General features: G+C 64.3%; 17 protein-coding genes and 2 pseudogenes. 11 read left to right on the forward strand and 8 right to left on the reverse strand.

All coding sequences use genetic code 11. The features are described 5' to 3' along the window. The first annotated feature begins 2 nt into the window (after window positions 1–2). The gene (locus tag ACQ4WP_RS15920; protein WP_436522237.1) at window positions 3–1,211 is read left to right on the forward strand and encodes a TIGR04063 family PEP-CTERM/XrtA system glycosyltransferase; all 1,209 of its coding nucleotides are present in this window, start codon (window positions 3–5) and stop codon (window positions 1,209–1,211) included. Further along, window positions 1,208–3,640, forward strand: a complete 2,433-nt coding sequence (locus ACQ4WP_RS15925) for a glycosyltransferase (protein WP_436522239.1) — start codon at window positions 1,208–1,210, stop codon at window positions 3,638–3,640. Before ACQ4WP_RS15920 ends, ACQ4WP_RS15925 begins: the two co-directional genes overlap by 4 nt. A gap of 75 nt (window positions 3,641–3,715) precedes the next feature. Here the strand turns inward: ACQ4WP_RS15925 and ACQ4WP_RS15930 are convergent, their stop codons facing one another. Then, entirely contained in the window at window positions 3,716–4,105 is a 390-nt protein-coding gene (locus ACQ4WP_RS15930; protein ID WP_436522241.1) for a hypothetical protein, read from the reverse strand. 79 nt (window positions 4,106–4,184) lie between these two features. Further along, a pseudogene (locus tag ACQ4WP_RS15935) lies at window positions 4,185–4,421 on the reverse strand (transposase); the annotation flags it as partial. 65 nt (window positions 4,422–4,486) lie between these two features. On the opposite strand from ACQ4WP_RS15935, the gene ACQ4WP_RS15940 reads away from it, so the two are divergent. The 5 genes from ACQ4WP_RS15940 to ACQ4WP_RS15960 all read left to right on the forward strand — a co-directional run bounded on the left by ACQ4WP_RS15940 (window position 4,487) and on the right by ACQ4WP_RS15960 (window position 8,761). Further along, window positions 4,487–4,648 (forward strand): hypothetical protein, encoded by a 162-nt coding sequence (locus ACQ4WP_RS15940; protein ID WP_436522243.1) that lies wholly within the window; start codon window positions 4,487–4,489, stop codon window positions 4,646–4,648. A gap of 172 nt (window positions 4,649–4,820) precedes the next feature. Then, window positions 4,821–5,858 carry a zinc-dependent alcohol dehydrogenase gene (locus ACQ4WP_RS15945; RefSeq protein ID WP_436522245.1) on the forward strand — a complete coding sequence of 346 codons (1,038 nt, stop codon included), beginning with the start codon at window positions 4,821–4,823 and terminating at the stop codon, window positions 5,856–5,858. Between the two features lie 82 nt (window positions 5,859–5,940). After that, a complete protein-coding gene (locus ACQ4WP_RS15950; protein WP_436522247.1) occupies window positions 5,941–6,234 on the forward strand; it encodes a hypothetical protein in 294 nt (97 codons plus the stop codon). A gap of 24 nt (window positions 6,235–6,258) precedes the next feature. Next, window positions 6,259–6,669, forward strand: a complete 411-nt coding sequence (locus ACQ4WP_RS15955; protein ID WP_436522249.1) for a hypothetical protein — start codon at window positions 6,259–6,261, stop codon at window positions 6,667–6,669. A gap of 148 nt (window positions 6,670–6,817) precedes the next feature. After that, window positions 6,818–8,761, forward strand: a complete 1,944-nt coding sequence (locus tag ACQ4WP_RS15960; RefSeq protein ID WP_436522251.1) for an FTR1 family protein — start codon at window positions 6,818–6,820, stop codon at window positions 8,759–8,761. An 83-nt stretch (window positions 8,762–8,844) separates the two neighbouring features. Here the strand turns inward: ACQ4WP_RS15960 and ACQ4WP_RS15965 are convergent, their stop codons facing one another. From ACQ4WP_RS15965 to ACQ4WP_RS15980, 4 genes and pseudogenes are all read right to left on the reverse strand, one after another. Next, complete coding sequence (locus ACQ4WP_RS15965) at window positions 8,845–9,282, reverse strand: amidohydrolase family protein (RefSeq protein ID WP_436522253.1); 438 nt, start codon at window positions 9,280–9,282, stop codon at window positions 8,845–8,847. Between the two features lie 40 nt (window positions 9,283–9,322). Next, a pseudogene (locus ACQ4WP_RS15970) lies at window positions 9,323–9,820 on the reverse strand (amidohydrolase); the annotation flags it as partial. After that, the gene (locus ACQ4WP_RS15975; protein WP_436522255.1) at window positions 9,793–10,152 is read right to left on the reverse strand and encodes a hypothetical protein; all 360 of its coding nucleotides are present in this window, start codon (window positions 10,150–10,152) and stop codon (window positions 9,793–9,795) included. The gene ACQ4WP_RS15975 and the pseudogene ACQ4WP_RS15970, both read right to left, overlap by 28 nt. A 41-nt stretch (window positions 10,153–10,193) precedes the next feature. Then, window positions 10,194–10,337: a hypothetical protein gene (locus ACQ4WP_RS15980; protein WP_436522257.1), complete on the reverse strand. Its 144-nt coding sequence runs from the start codon at window positions 10,335–10,337 to the stop codon at window positions 10,194–10,196. A gap of 446 nt (window positions 10,338–10,783) precedes the next feature. Here ACQ4WP_RS15980 and ACQ4WP_RS15985 point away from each other — a divergent pair, with 446 nt between their 5' ends. Continuing rightward, window positions 10,784–11,188 carry a ribonuclease domain-containing protein gene (locus ACQ4WP_RS15985; RefSeq protein WP_436522259.1) on the forward strand — a complete coding sequence of 135 codons (405 nt, stop codon included), beginning with the start codon at window positions 10,784–10,786 and terminating at the stop codon, window positions 11,186–11,188. 39 nt (window positions 11,189–11,227) lie between these two features. On the opposite strand, the gene ACQ4WP_RS15990 is transcribed toward ACQ4WP_RS15985, so the two are convergent. Next, on the reverse strand, window positions 11,228–11,599 hold the full coding sequence (locus ACQ4WP_RS15990; RefSeq protein WP_436522261.1) for a gamma-glutamylcyclotransferase family protein: 372 nt from the start codon (window positions 11,597–11,599) through the stop codon (window positions 11,228–11,230). 165 nt (window positions 11,600–11,764) lie between these two features. Between ACQ4WP_RS15990 and ACQ4WP_RS15995 the strand changes: the two genes are divergently transcribed. The 3 genes from ACQ4WP_RS15995 (at window position 11,765) to ACQ4WP_RS16005 (ending at window position 13,886) form a co-directional block, all read left to right on the forward strand. Further along, entirely contained in the window at window positions 11,765–12,370 is a 606-nt protein-coding gene (locus tag ACQ4WP_RS15995; RefSeq protein ID WP_436522263.1) for a TetR/AcrR family transcriptional regulator, read from the forward strand. Between the two features lie 121 nt (window positions 12,371–12,491). Further along, entirely contained in the window at window positions 12,492–12,803 is a 312-nt protein-coding gene (locus ACQ4WP_RS16000; protein ID WP_436522265.1) for a Rossmann-fold NAD(P)-binding domain-containing protein, read from the forward strand. 36 nt (window positions 12,804–12,839) lie between these two features. Beyond that, a complete protein-coding gene (locus ACQ4WP_RS16005; RefSeq protein ID WP_436522267.1) occupies window positions 12,840–13,886 on the forward strand; it encodes an NADP-dependent oxidoreductase in 1,047 nt (348 codons plus the stop codon). On the opposite strand, the gene ACQ4WP_RS16010 is transcribed toward ACQ4WP_RS16005, so the two are convergent. After that, complete coding sequence (locus ACQ4WP_RS16010) at window positions 13,849–14,613, reverse strand: LytR/AlgR family response regulator transcription factor (protein ID WP_436522269.1); 765 nt, start codon at window positions 14,611–14,613, stop codon at window positions 13,849–13,851. The genes ACQ4WP_RS16005 and ACQ4WP_RS16010 overlap by 38 nt on opposite strands. Between the last annotated feature and the right edge of the window lies 1 nt (window position 14,614).

Consider the following 14,614-nt stretch of genomic DNA (forward strand, 5'->3'; position numbering starts at 1 on the left):
CCATGCGCATCCTGCACATCCTCGACCATTCGCTGCCGCTGCACAGCGGCTACACCTTTCGCACCCTGGCCATCCTGCGGCAGCAGCGCGCGCTGGGCTGGCACACCATGCAGCTCACCAGTGCCAAGCAGGGGCCGGTCGATGGCGGCCAGCAACTGGTCGACGGCTGGCATTTCTACCGCACGGCGCCAGATGAGCGCTGGTGGGCGTGCCTGCCCGTGCTGCGGCAAGTGGCCGTCATCATCGGCCTGGCCGTGCGCCTGCGCCGGCTGGCGCAACGGCTCAAGCCGGACATCCTGCATGCGCATTCGCCCGCCCTGAACGCCATCGCCGCCCTCAACGCAGGGCGCGCGCTGGGCATCCCCGTCGTGTATGAGGTGCGCGCCTTCTGGGAAGATGCGGCCGCCGACCATGGCAGCAGCCGGCCCGGCGGCTTGCGCTACCGGCTCACGCGCGCGCTGGAAAACTATGCGCTGCACCGCGCCGACGCCGTCACCACCATCTGCGACGGCTTGCGGCGCGAGCTGTGCGCGCGTGGCGTGCCCGCGCATAAAATCACGGTGATCCCGAACGCCGTCGACACCGGAGCCTTCGATGCTGATCCCGATCCCGCGCTGGTGCACAGCCTGGGTCTGGATGGCTGTCCTGTCATCGGCTTCATCGGCTCCTTCTATGCCTATGAGGGACTGGCCCTGCTGCTATGCGCCATGCCGCGCCTGCTGGCGGCGCAGCCGGCGCTGCGGCTGCTGCTGGCCGGCGGCGGCCCGCAGGAAACAGCGCTGCGCGCGCTGGCAGCGCAATTGGGTGTCCAAAGCGCCGTGGTCTTCGCGGGGCGCGTGCCACATGCCCAGGTGGCCGCCTATTATCAGCTGGTCGACATCTGCGTGTATCCGCGCCTGCCCATGCGCCTGACGGAACTGGTGACGCCCTTGAAACCGCTCGAAGCGATGGCGCAGGGCCGCCTCGTGGTGGCGTCCGACGTGGGCGGCCACCGCGAACTGGTCGAACATGGCAAGACGGGCATGCTGTTTCGCGCCGGTGACGCCGAGGCGCTGGCGCAAACGATACTGGCCCTGCTGCTGGCGCCGGCCAGCTGGCCGGCGCTGCGACGCCAGGCGCGCGCGTTTGTCGAGACGGAGCGCAGTTGGAGTGCCAGCGTGGGCCGCTACGCGCCCGTGTATGCGCGCGTGGCAGCGGGAGCGGCGCCATGATCTTCACGGGCCTGCGCATCGCGCTGGTCGGCCCGCTGCCGCCGCCGGCCGGCGGCATGGCCAATCAAACGCAGCAGCTGGCGCGGCTGCTGCGCGACGATGGCGCGCAAGTGCAGCTGCTGGCCGTCAACGGCCCCGTGCCGCCGCCCTGGCTGGCGCGCATCCGCTACCTGCGCGCGGCGCTGCGCCTGCCCGTGTACCTGTGGCGCCTGTGGCGCACGGCCAATACGGTCGACCTGTTCCACATCATGGCCAATTCCGGCTGGTCCTGGCATCTGCACGCGGCACCGGCATTGTGGATCGCCAGCCTGAAAGGCAAGCCGGCCCTGCTCAATTACCGGGGTGGCGAAGCGGCCGCCTTTTTCGCCCGTTCGCCGCGCCTGGTGGCATTCAGCCTGCGCCGCGCCAGCGCCATCGTCGTGCCTTCGGCCTACCTGGCCGGCATCTTCGAGCAATATGGCCATACGGCCCACATCGTGCCGAACGTGGTGGACTTGCAGCGCTTTACGCCGGCGGCGCCGCGTGCGCCCGCCGATGGTCCGTGCATCCTCGTGGCGCGCCACCTGGAAAGCCTGTACGACAACGCCAGCGCCGTGCGCGCCTTTGCCCTCGTGCGACAGGCCTTTCCCACGGCGCGCCTGGTGCTGGCCGGCGGCGGACCGCAGCGCGCGGCGCTGGCGCGCCTGGCCAGGTCGCTCGGCGTTCTGGACTCCGTGCGCTTCGCCGGCCCTGTCGACAACGCCGCCATGCCGGCGCTGTACCAGGCCAGCGACATCGTCCTCAATCCCAGCCTGGCCGACAACATGCCCATTTCCGTGCTCGAAGCGCTGGCCTGCGGCGTGCCCGTCGTCAGCACCAACGTGGGTGGCATCCCCACCCTGCTGCAAGACGGCGTGACGGCGCTGCTGGTGCCGCCCGGCGAGCCGGCCGCCATGGCGCAGGCCATCCTGGCGCTGCTGCGCGACCCGCCGCGCGCGCACACGCTGGTAGTCGCGGGCCTGGCGCACGCCGCTACTTTCGGCTGGCCCGGCATCGCGCCAAGCCTGTCCGCGCATTACCGCCGCATCCGCGCCGCGCCGCGCCCCGGCGCCTACACGCGCTGTGTGGCCCGCTGGCTGTTTCCCCTGCACGAATGGCTCAAGGGCCACCATAGCGCGCGCCTGCTGCGCCGGCTGGAACGCTCGCAATGGTGGAGCGCGCAGCAGTTGCAGGAGTGGCAGCTGGCGCGCCTGCGTGCGCTGCTGCGCCACGCGGGCGAGCACGTGCCGCATTACCGCGCGCTGTTCCAACGTAGCGGCTTCGACCCGGGACAGGTGCGGCAACTGGCCGATTTGGCCCGCCTGCCGCTGCTGCGCAAGCGCGATATTGCGAGTGCGCGCGACAGCTTCAAGTCCGCCCGCGCCGTGGGTTTGCGTCCGTTCGCCACGGGCGGCTCCAGCGGCGAGCCGCTGCAGTTTTTCCTTGGCCGGCGCCGCGTCAGCCACGACATCGCCGCCAAGTGGCGCGCCACGCGCTGGTGGGGCGTCGACATCGGCGACCGCGAAGCCGTGCTATGGGGTTCTCCCATCGAGCTGCATGCGCAAGACCGCGTGCGCCGCCTGCGCGATGCGCTGCTGCGCAGCACCCTGCTGCCCGCCTTCGCCATGTCGCCCGCGCGCCTCGATGGCTACGTCCAGCAGTTGCGCCGCTGGCGTCCGCGCATGCTGTTCGGCTACCCGTCCGCCCTGTGCCGCATCGCCAGCCACGCCAGCGCGCGCGACTTGCCGCTCGACGGCCTGGGCGTAAAAGTGGCGTTCGTCACGGCCGAACGCCTGTACGACGAGCAGCGCGCGCAGATCACCGCCGCCTTCGGCTGCCCCGTGGCCAACGGCTACGGCGGGCGCGACGCGGGCTTCATCGCCCACGAATGCCCGGACGGCGGCATGCACATCACGGCCGAAGACATCATCGTCGAAATCCTTGATGGCAATGGCCAGCCGCTGCCGCCAGGGGCCACGGGCGAGATCGTCGTCACCCACCTGGCCACGCGGGACTATCCGTTCATCCGCTACGCCACGGGCGACGTGGGCGCGCTGGGCACGCAAGCGTGCGCCTGCGGACGCGGTTTGCCCCTGCTGCAAAAGATCGAAGGCCGCAGCACGGATTTCCTCACGGCGGTCGATGGCACCGTCATGCACGGCCTGGCGCTCGTCTACATCGTGCGCGAACTGCCGCAGGTGCGCAGTTTCAAGATCATCCAGGAAAGCCTGCTGCGCACCCGCGTGCTGCTGGTCTGCCTGCCGCGCCTGGATGACGCCACCCGCAGCGCCATCGTGACCGGCTTTCAGGCCAGGCTGGGCGCGCAGGTCGACATCGTCATCGAGGAAGTCGACGAGATTGCGGCGGAGGCGTCGGGCAAATATCGTTATGTGGTGAGTGCGGTGGCGTAGGCGGGCAGCCTGCAGTACCGTACAGCCGGCGCAAACGCCTGCAGCACGCTGAATAAAATCCGCCCGACCGGCGGCTTAGCTGCCCATGTCCCAGACGGAGGGTATATGCCAAAATGGCATGTACTCGTGCCAGCCTGCGAAGAATGAGAAGACAGCATGGATTGCCGGCGATGAGGCAAAGGCTAACAACACATACCAGGCGAACTCACTGCCTTGCATGCGCAACGCCAGCGGAGGAAGCGCAAGGGTCACGACTGCCGGGACGCCATAGTAGAGCGGCCATGGAAGGCCGGCGGTCGCAGCGAATTTGGCAAAGCACATGCCGCCAACGACGATGACGAAAGCAATGCCGCCAGTGAGGCTGGCTGCCGGCATCACCGGCCTGGCGCGTAAAGTCCAGCGCAGGATGCCGATGAGTACGAGCAATGAGGCTGCAATAAAGACGACAAAACGTATCGGTGGCACGTTGATTCCTTCAGTATGGTTTTCGGGAATGTCAGGTTTTTTGTGTGTCCGAAGTCATTTAGCTAATTTCAATGCCGCGTCACAGGTGCGCCGTGAAGCGCTCGGCGAACAAAATGCCGAATTGATTTTTTGCTGCACGCCAAGTGATGGCTGGCATTTTCCAATTTTTCGCGATGTTGCGCAAGGCTAACCAGATCAGCTTTGTTGCCGCTTCGTCGTTGGGCAAGTGGCCGCGATTCTTGATGACCTTGCGCACCTGCATGTTCAGGCTTTCGATAGCGTTGGTCGTGTACATGACCCGGCGCACTTCCATCGGAGTATAGTGAGTAAGTTACTTAAATAACAACCCGCCAATACCCACGGGAAGTGAGCAATTGTGACGTGCGCTATCTTCTTGTTACTGTTTGCTCAGGCGACAATCTTGATCGCACGCAGATCACGGATGCCATCGGATATCAGACAAAAGGCCAGCTGATGCAGCAGCGTGCATCATGGAAGGGAATGGTGGCACTGAAGTTCGGCGATATAGCTAAAGTGCGTTAATACATTGATGTAGATCAATCAATTTTCGAATCGCAGGCAGCAGAATGTCGTCATTCGCAAGTCTCAGTTGACCAGACTATGGCACAGCGCCTGGCTGGCGCATGCCTTGCCCTCAGCCCAGCGCCCGCGTCGGCGCCCTGCACTACGCATGACCCACTTCATAAGGAATGACATGACACCCACTACAATGAAAGCCGCAGTTGTCGAGCAACTGGGGCAGCCCCTGGTGCTGCGCGAGGTTCCCGTGCCAGTTCCCGGCCCTGGCCAGATCCTGGTCAAGACGGAGGCTTGCGGCGTATGTCACACTGACTTGCATGCGGCGCGCGGTGACTGGCCCGTCAAGCCGTCGCCGCCGTTCATTCCCGGCCACGAGGGTATCGGACTGGTGGTGGCCATGGGCACGGGCGTGACCGAGGTGCAGCTGGGCGACAGGGTCGGCGTGCCCTGGCTCTACTCGGCTTGCGGCCATTGCGAACATTGCCTGGCAGCCTGGGAAACCGTGTGCGCCGAGGCGCAGTTCGGCGGCTACACCAAGAATGGCGGTTTCGCCGAATACATCCTGGCCGACCCGCGCTACGTCGCGCATATTCCGGCCGGGCTGTCCGCCGTGCAGGCGGCGCCCATCATCTGCGCCGGCGTGACCAGTTACAAGGGCATCAAGGAAACCGGGGCGCGGCCGGGCCAGTGGCTGGCCGTCTCCGGCATCGGCGGACTGGGCCACCTGGCCGTCGAATATGCGCTGGCCATGGGCTTGCGCGTGGCGGCCGTCGACATCGATGAAGGAAAGCTGGAACACGCACGCGCCCTGGGTGCCGAAGTGACCATCAATGCCCGCCAGGGCGATCCCGTTGCGGCCTTGCGCGAAGCGACCGGTGGCGGTGCGCACGGCGTGCTGATCACGGCGCCGTCGATCGATGCCTTCCAGCAAGGCGTGGCGATGACGCGCAAGCGCGGCACCTGCGTGCTGGTGGGCTTGCCGCCGGGCGACTTCCCGACGCCACTGTTCGACGTCGTCGCCAATTGCGTGACGATACGCGGCTCTTTTGTGGGCACGCGCCAGGACATGGCCGAGGCGCTTGCCTTTGCCGCCAATGGCAAGGTCAAGGCCGGCGTGGAATTGCAGCCGCTGTCGGCCATCAATGACATCTTCAGCCGCCTGGAGCAAGGCAAGGTTGCCTCGCGCGTCGTGCTCGATTTCAGCAGTAACTGATCAGTACTCAGGCCAGGCGGTGTATCTGTGCGACGGCAAGCAATTGCCGTTGCTATGATGGCATATCATAAAGGACACAGCGATGAAAACCTCCCGCTTTTCCTCCCGTTTACTCTCCCTCTCTTGCCTGCTGGCCTGCGCCGCCCTCGCCTGGCCGCTTGCTGCCAGCGCGGCCGACCAGTCCGCGCCTTCCCTGCCCGGACACTATTACCTGCAAGGCGTCATGGAAACGGGCTCCGAACTGCTGCTGAAAAAGGACGGCACCTTCGAATGGATGCTCAGTTACGGCAATACCGACGAGCAAGCCAGCGGCGCATGGAGTGTTGCCGGGGACACGCTGACCCTGGTGGAGGGCAACGGCAGCAAGCAGCCGTAATTTCGCATGTTCGAGGAAGCGGAAATGCGCATCCAGAAAGCTGCCGAAGCGGGCCTGTGGGTAGCCATCGTCGGCTTTCCCCGGCTGGGACCGATGGCCGGCGTGGAAGTGAAGTTCGAGGCGCAGAGCGGCAAGACGGCCACGGCCGTCAGCGCGGCGAACGGCGACGCCATCGTCCGCATGCCGGCGTCGGAGCGCTGGGTACGCGACGGCTTGCGCCGCCAGGGCGCGCAGGCCGACTATCAATGGCTGGCCGTGCCGCCTGTGCGCGCGCAGGAACGCATCGCCGCATTCGCCGTCACCGACAGCCAATGGCTGCGGGGTCAGGCGTTCCAGAAGCTGGCCTTGCGTGTCGTCAAGGGCGGCCTGCAAGTGGACGATGCGGACAGCAGCCTGGCCAGGGGCCTGTACGCGAAACCGGCATCGAAGCAGTAGCCGTCCTCCCCCTTCATTCCATTCTCCAGGCACGCTGCCCCGGTCAAGAATATTGGCCAGGGCAACGCTGTTTGCGTCCGTGCGCCGTTGACACCCTGCACCGTCTGTCCTATAGTCGCCGGGTTAACAAGAAATGAGAATGAGAATCATGTTCATTAAAATGAAGAAATGGCTCGTATGCTACCCGCTCGTGGCTGCCAGCCTGTTGCTGGCCGGCGGCGCGCAAGCGCAAGTGGCCGACCAGGGCGCTGGCGCCAAGCAGCTGTGGCAATTGATTGATTACGTTGCCGTCGATTACAGCGGCGCCGTCGAGCACGGCAAGGTCGTCAGCGAGGCGGAATACGCGGAAATGCTCGATTTTACCGACAACGCGACGACGCAGATCGCCGCCCTGCCCGCCCACGCTTCGAAGGCGGCCATCGCCGCCGCCATCGCCGACCTGCGCGCGGCCGTCGTCGCCAAGGCGGACGGCGTGGAAGTCAAGCGCCTGGCGCACCACGCGAACGGCTTGCTGATTGCCGCGTATCCGATTCCCGTGGCGCCCAAAGTATTACCCAAGCTGGCGCGCGGTGCGGCCCTGTATGCGGCCCAGTGCGCTTCTTGCCACGGCGCGGCCGGTGGCGGCGACGGTCCGCTGGCGGCCAGCCTGGAACCGAAACCGATCGCCTTCACGGATGGCGATCGGGCACAGTCGCGCAGCGTGATGGCGCTGTACCAGGTCATCTCGCAAGGCGTGGCCGGCACCTCGATGGCCAGTTTTGGCCAGCTGTCCGAAAACGAACGCTGGGACCTGGCCTTTTTTGTCGGCGGCATGTCGCACGACGCGGCGGCGCGCACGCACGGTGAAAAGCTGTGGCAAGACGATCCGCGCAGTAAAAAACTGTACGCGGACCTGGCTGCCGTGACGACCCTGACGCAGGAAGCGGCGGCAGCCAAGCTGGGCGCGGACGAGGCGCAAGCCTTGACGGCGTACTTGCGCAGCCATCCGGACAAGGCCGAGGCGCACAAGCCGGCGGGCCTGGCCCTGTCGCGTTTGCGCCTGGCGGAAAGCTTGGCCGCCGTGCACGCGGGTGACCGGGCGGGCGCCACGCGCCTGGGCCTGTCGGCCTACCTGGACGGTTTCGAGCCGATCGAGCCGATGGTCGGCGCGCGCAACAAATCGCTGCTGCTGGCCGTGGAAAACGCCATGCTGGCCTACCGTTCCGCCGTTGCCAAGGGCACGGTAGCTGAAGCCGAGGCGGCGGGCGAAAAGCTGCAACAACTGTTTAGCCATGTGGAAGCGGAACTGGGCGACGCCAAGGCCGAGCCGATGACGACCTTTATCGGCGCCCTGACGATCTTGCTGCGCGAAGGCGTGGAAGCGCTGCTGATCGTGATCGGCATCATCGCCTTCCTGCGCAAGGCCAAGCGCAACGATGTGCTGCCCTACGTGCATGCGGGCTGGGCCAGCGCCCTGGTGGCAGGTGGCCTGACTTGGGTGGCGGCAACGTATCTGGTGACCATCAGCGGCGCCAGCCGGGAAGTGAGCGAGGGTCTTGGTTCCGTGTTTGCGGCCCTGGTCCTGCTCAGCGTGGGCTTGTGGATGCACCAGAAGAGCAGCGCCGGACGCTGGCAGGAATACCTGCACGAGAAACTCACGGCGGCGATGAGCCGCCGCTCCGCCTGGGGCCTGTTCGCCCTCGCCTTCATCGCCGTCTACCGCGAAGTCTTTGAAACCGTGCTGTTCTATTCCGCCCTGGCGGCGGACGGCAATGGCGGCGCCCTGCTGGGCGGCTTCCTGGTAGCCATCGTACTGCTGGTGGTGATCGCCTGGGCCTTGCTGCGCACCAGCGCGCGCATGCCGATCGGCAAGTTCTTCTCGCTGACGTCCGCCTTCGTGGCCGTGCTGGCCGTGATATTGATGGGCAAAGGCGTGGCCGCGCTGCAGGAAGCGGGCTGGGTCGGCGTCACCCCCGTCGATTTCATGCGCATCGACCTGCTGGGCATCCTGCCCACGGCGGAAACCCTGCTGGCGCAGGCGGCCATCCTGGCCATCATCGTCGCCGGCTATGGCTGGAACCGCGTTTCCGCAGGCAAGCGCAAGCCGGCCTGAGCTTGAAACGCGCCCATTGAAACGCGCCGGCACGGGCGTCTTCCCCAATGGCCGCAGGCAGCCATTGGGGATGGCGGGTTCAGTTACGCGCTCTTGCTATGTACTCTCACTCCAGCCAGCCAGGTTTCCTCCACCACGATGTCGCGTATCTTGCGCACGGTCTCGTCCAGCGGGTCTTGCGCAAGAATCACCAGGTCGGCCCGCTTGCCGGCTTCAAGCGAGCCGACCAGATGATCGAGGTGGCAGTGCCAGGCGGCATCGAGCGTAACGGCACGCAATGCCGCCATCCGGCTGAGGCGCTCTTCCTGATTCAACACCTCTTTGCCTGACGCACCTTCCATGGTGCGAAATACCGCCTCCTCTTCGCTGAGGCCGCCTGGCTGTGGCGTCAGTACCTGCGCGTAGCTTTCCAGCACATACTCCACCGCCTTGTCGCCATTGGCGTGGACCAGCACTGGCCAGCCGTGTGCCACCGCCTTGTCCAGCATGCGGGTGAAAAGAGGCGGCTCGTAATTGCTCAAGCTGGTAGCCAGTCAGGCCCTGGTTGGAGCCATCCGCGATCAGCTTGATCGCCTTGATGCTGAAACGCTGGTCGCCGTGGCTATCCAGATCCGGCTTGTAGTGCTGCAGCCAGTTGTCCAATGCCTGTTCTTCGGGTTTGGTGAACAGGGCGGCGCCGATACGCACGGGACCGAAGTGGGCCGCCAGTTTGAGCAAACCAATCTCCACCTGTAGCTGCTCGGTGGCCCCCAGACCGGCGTCGAATACGCTGGTAAATCCCATGGCGGAGGCGTTGTCCAGCACCTGCTTCAGGCGCGCGACAAATTCCAGCAGCTTGGGCTGCGGCGCGACCTGCAGCGCCTTGGCGATGTTAATTTCGGTCAGCACACCGGACGGATCCCGGATACCAGCCGCCTTCGGCGCAGCGGTATTGAGATAGGCAAGGTGGCCGGAAGAGTTCATCAGCAGGATAGGCACCGTGCTGCTCAGCGGGTCCAGCTGGCTGGCGGTGATGTCTTCCCAAGGCTGCATCAGCGAGGGATCGACGCCGAAGCCCAGTACCCAAGGATTGCTTTTTTGTCTTTCGGCAACTTCTTCGGCTCTGCCAGCGCGGCAAGAATCAGCTGGCTGATGCTCTGGAAACTATATTCCAGATTCAACTCCTGTTGCCGGGGTGCCGGCTGGAAGGGCGTGAGTGACAGCCAGCTCTTGTACAACGCACTGGGCAGGACGTGCATATGGGCTTCGATGAAGCCAGGCAGCAAGGTGCGGCCGTCCAGCGGCTGGCGCAGTTGCATGGCCTGGCGCACGTTCTGCAGCGTGCCGGTGACAATGATGCTGCCGCCGGCCATGCCCAGTGCCGCCACCTGCTCGCTGCCGTCGGCGGCCATGATATGAATGACACCGTTATGGAAGATGATGGCTTGCGGCGTCAGTTTTCCGGAGTGCGGGAGTATGTCTGCTGGAACGCCGCGTCCAGTTCACCGCTGAGTGCGGTTTCTTTCAACAGGCCGCTTGTCAGTGTAGGCAGGTGAGGCAGGTTGCAGCAGGCGCAACCGAGGTGGTCATGGCTCATGCAGATTCCTATCAGAAGTTAATGATTGACGATGAATACATTCATCATTCAGGGTTTGATACGCTCGACAACAGAATATCGGGAAAGCGATATGCATAAACTGGCTCGCTTGTTTCCAATAACTGATTCATAGCATAACTAATTGCCAATCAAAAAAACCCTAACACTGTCACGTTAATGTGTTTGACTATGTGACTGCCCTGAATGCCTTTTCCTGCATTGATTTTCCGCAGCATTACACCATCCATCTGTTCACCATTTTGTCAGCACCCCTCCTATTTCTCTGAAGAGGACATAAAACTATTTATCGGCAAGTGACAATTGGATAGTTATATTTTCAAAAATTTAACTATATTCAGTATTGCAGAGATTACACCGGTCGCCCGAACACCGGCCGTATCAAAAGAAGCCTATCCATTGAACGCAACACCAACGAAAGCTGATCGATGAAAACTCAACGCGCAACAACATGGTCGCTGGGTCTTATTGTGGCAGGCGCCCTGTTATCTTCCCATGCCTATGCGGCGAAGATCCCTGACTGCGGCAAAAGGGAACCGAGCAAAACCCTGCCTACCCCGCAAAATAGCGAATATGACGCCTACCGCAACGCAAAGACGAGCGCGGTGGCGGGTGGTCCGGGCAATATCGTATTCAATAATAATGAAAAGCGCCTCCCCCCCGCCGGCAAGGACGAGGTTTATTATGAATACTATTTGGGTATCGGCGGCGACGGCGGGGCGGGTTCGCATCGTGCGGTACTGCTTGTACAGACTCCGGCGGGCAAACGCAAGTTGGTGGAACGCTACTATACGCAGGACCACTATACTTCCTTCTGCAGTCTGAAAAACTAGCCGTTCTTTTTCAAATTAAAGCGGCGCCGGAAGCAGTGGTCACGGCGCCGCATTGCGCGCATCCACATACGCCCAGGCCTGCATGCCTGACGCCAGGGTGACGCGCTCGCGCCGGTAGGCGGCCACCTCGTAGCCGTCTGCCTGCCGCAATTCGTCCGCCGAGATGGCCAGCACGGCGCCCGGCACGCAATCCGTCGGCGCGCCGCTGCGCGAGGCGATCGGGTGGTGCGTCTTGCCGCTGGTCGCCACCACCTGCGCATCATCGATGGCCAGCAGCGCCAGGCGGTAGCCGGGCAATTGGTCGGGCCGGCTGTCCAGCAGGCGCCCGAAGGTGGCCAGCTGCACATCGGCCTGCTGTAAGGTGCCGTAGGAAAACAGCTGTTCTGGCGTTTCCGCTGTAAAAGATGTCATTGCCGCTCCTTGTCGTTCCTTATTCCAGCTACCCAGCCAGTCATGAAACCAGACCATGGGTAGCGCGATGCAGCTGAAAATCGGGCCATCACATTATTCACCTGTACTGTGGTGCAGGTCAATCGTGTGCCGAAGCATCGTGTGCACGATGCTGAAAATTACGATATGATGACCGTCATGAAAAATTCATCCAACAAACCCTCGGCCCAAAGCCGCAAGGAAGCCACCCATGAACGCATCGTCGAGGTGGCCACGCGCGCCATCCGCCGCAGCGGTTATGCGGGCACGGGCGTGGCCGACATCATGAAGGAAGCGGGCCTGACGCACGGCGGCTTTTATGCGCACTTCGCTTCGCGCGACGCCCTGCTGGCCGAAGCGGGCGACCGCGCGGGTGCCGAGGCGGTGGCGCTGGCGGCCAGGGTGGCGGCTGCCGCCCCACCCGGCCAGGCGCCGCAGGCCATGATGGCTGCGTATCTGTCGCCCGAACACATTGCCGCCATCGAGGTGGGCTGCCCCGTGTCGGCGCTGGGTTCGGAAATGCCGCGCCAGGCGCCCGAGGTACGGCGCGCCGCCACCATCCACATCAAGGAAATGATCGACCTGTTCGCGCGCCAGTTGCCGAACTGGGGCCAGCCTGAAGCGCACGCACAAGCCATGGCCATGGTGTGCGCCATGATCGGCACCACCATCCTGGCGCGCGCCGTCGACGAACCTGCCCTGTCGGATGCGCTGTGCGCGGCCACCCTGACGCAGTTTCAAGCCGCAAATTAACTGTGCTGCCCGTGGCGTTGGTCCGCTCCGGGCTTTTTTTTTCAACCATAGTATGATGATCGTCATATTTTATCTACCAAGCTGTCAACTACTGCAAGAACTGCCATGAAAAAGCACAAGATTGCCCTGGTCCCCGGCGCCTCGTCCGGCCTGCACGAAAACCACGTTCGAAGCCAATCTGCTGCCACCCGATGCGTCGCTCGCCGCCTACCAGCAGGTGCGCGCGGCCGTCATGCGCCGGCTGCAGGCACTCATGGCCGGCGCCGATGACGCTGGCGTGGTGGCCGGCACCGTCCTGGCGGCGGTACCGGCACGCCAGCCGAAGTTGCGCTACACGGCCGGCCCGCTGGCCGCGCGTTTGCGCTTGATGCGCCGTTTCATGCCCGCCGCGCTGCTGGACGCAGACTTGCGCAGGGGTCTGCGCCTGGCTTGAGTGCCAGCGCCTTTTTCACCGTTCAGCGAGAACATCATGCAAGCATTGCAACTCAAACAATATGGCGGCCTCGATCATGTCGCGTTTGCCGAACTGCCCCGCCCGGCGCCCGGCCCCGGCGAACTGCTGGTGCAGGTGCGCGCCGCGGGACTGAACCCCATCGATTATCTGATCCCGAGGGGCGACTTCAAGCCCATATTGAAACTGCGCCTGCCGGCGACCCTGGGCAGCGACCTGGCCGGCGTCGTCGTGGCCGTGGGCAGCGCCGTCACGCGCTTCAAAGTGGGCGACGCCGTGTATGCGAGTATTTTCGACACGCCATATGGCAGCCTGGCCGAATTTGCCGTCGTGCCCGAGCCTGCGGCCGCCCTCAAGCCCGCCAACCTCGATTTCGTGCAGGCGGCCTCGATTCCCATGGTTGGCCTGACGGCATGGCAAGCCATGCATGAGCGCATGCAGCTCCAGCCGGGACAGAAAGTGTTCATCCCGGCCGGTTCGGGCGGCATCGGCACCTTTGCCATCCAGCTGGCCAGGCACCTGGGCGCCCGCGTCGGCACCACCACCAGCACGGCGAATGTGGAACTGGTGCGCGGCCTGGGCGCCGATGAAGTCATCGACTACAAGAAACAGCCATTCGAGGAGGTGCTGCGCGATTACGACGCCGTGCTGGGCACGCTGCGCGGCGACGGGCTGGAAAAGGCCTTGCGCATCGTCAAGCCTGGCAGCCATGTCGTCTCGCTGATCGGTCCACCGGACGCCGCCTTCGCCCGCGCGCGCGGCATGAACCTGGTGCTGAAGCTGGTGTTTGGTTTGCTCAGCCGCAAGATCATCGGCCTGGCGAAGCGGCGCGGCGCCGATTATGCCTTCCACTTCGTGCGCCCCGACGGCGGCCAGCTGGCGCAGCTTGCCGCCCTGCTGGAAGCGGGAAGCATCCGCCCTGTGATCGACCGGGTATTTCCTTTTCTTGAGGCAAAACAGGCGCTGGCCTACCTGGCGCAGGGCCGCGCGCGCGGCAAGGTGGTGGTGCAGTTGCCCGTCAATGCAATCACATCTGCCGGAAATGGTGCAGATAGCTGCGGCTGACGGGCAAGGTTACGCTGCTGCCCCGCAGCCGCAGCTGCGCCGTTTCATTCACGCCCCGTGTAACGGCACCGACATACGCGAGGTTGACGATGACGGAACGGTGCGTCTGCACGAAGCGGCCCGGGTCCAGCTGTTCGCCCAGCTCCTTGATGCTGGTGCGTATCAGGGCCTCGCCCTCTTCCCATGCCACCAGCGTATATTTCTCTTCGGCACGCAGATAGCGCACTTGCTCGACGGGAATCAGGCGCACGCTGCTGCCGACAGACGCCTTGATCCATTGCAACCAGGCAGGCGGCGCGGCGCGCTGGCTCAGCCTGCTGGCCAGCTGGTCGAGCACGGCGTCCAGCCCGTTGTCGGCCGCCAACGGACTGGCGAGCCGCTCTTGCAATCGCTGCACCGTATCGGCCAGGCGGAGCGGGTCGACGGGTTTCACCAGGTAATCGATGGCGCCCTGCTCGAACGCCTGCAATGCGTACTGATCATACGCGGTGACAAACACCAAGTGCGCGCGGCGGGCCAGCGCGCGCGCCGTGGCGATGCCATCCATGCCCGGCATGCGGATATCGAGAAAGACAATCTCGGGTTGATGCAGCTCAAACAGTTCCACCGCTTCGGCGCCATTGCGCGCATCGTCGATGACGCGCAACTGGGGCCACAAGCTGGCCAGATGGCTGCGCAGGCGCTCGCGCAGCAGCGGTTCGTCGTCGGCGATCAGGGCGGTCGTCATG

Origin of the sequence: Janthinobacterium lyxosi, from assembly GCF_051380665.1 — a bacterium.
Classification (GTDB): Bacteria; Pseudomonadota; Gammaproteobacteria; order Burkholderiales; family Burkholderiaceae_D; genus Janthinobacterium.

Coding starts and splice junctions, on each gene's coding strand:
- ACQ4WP_RS15920 (WP_436522237.1), top strand. CDS start 3: ATGCGCATCCTGCACATCCTCGACCATTCGCTGCCGCTGCACAGCGGC.
- ACQ4WP_RS15925 (WP_436522239.1), top strand. CDS start 1,208: ATGATCTTCACGGGCCTGCGCATCGCGCTGGTCGGCCCGCTGCCGCCG.
- ACQ4WP_RS15945 (WP_436522245.1), top strand. CDS start 4,821: ATGACACCCACTACAATGAAAGCCGCAGTTGTCGAGCAACTGGGGCAG.
- ACQ4WP_RS15950 (WP_436522247.1), top strand. CDS start 5,941: ATGAAAACCTCCCGCTTTTCCTCCCGTTTACTCTCCCTCTCTTGCCTG.
- ACQ4WP_RS15955 (WP_436522249.1), top strand. CDS start 6,259: ATGCGCATCCAGAAAGCTGCCGAAGCGGGCCTGTGGGTAGCCATCGTC.
- ACQ4WP_RS15960 (WP_436522251.1), top strand. CDS start 6,818: ATGTTCATTAAAATGAAGAAATGGCTCGTATGCTACCCGCTCGTGGCT.
- ACQ4WP_RS15975 (WP_436522255.1), bottom strand. CDS start 10,152: ATGGCCGCCGACGGCAGCGAGCAGGTGGCGGCACTGGGCATGGCCGGC.
- ACQ4WP_RS15980 (WP_436522257.1), bottom strand. CDS start 10,337: ATGAGCCATGACCACCTCGGTTGCGCCTGCTGCAACCTGCCTCACCTG.
- ACQ4WP_RS15985 (WP_436522259.1), top strand. CDS start 10,784: ATGAAAACTCAACGCGCAACAACATGGTCGCTGGGTCTTATTGTGGCA.
- ACQ4WP_RS15990 (WP_436522261.1), bottom strand. CDS start 11,599: ATGACATCTTTTACAGCGGAAACGCCAGAACAGCTGTTTTCCTACGGC.
- ACQ4WP_RS15995 (WP_436522263.1), top strand. CDS start 11,765: ATGATGACCGTCATGAAAAATTCATCCAACAAACCCTCGGCCCAAAGC.
- ACQ4WP_RS16005 (WP_436522267.1), top strand. CDS start 12,840: ATGCAAGCATTGCAACTCAAACAATATGGCGGCCTCGATCATGTCGCG.
- ACQ4WP_RS16010 (WP_436522269.1), bottom strand. CDS start 14,613: ATGACGACCGCCCTGATCGCCGACGACGAACCGCTGCTGCGCGAGCGC.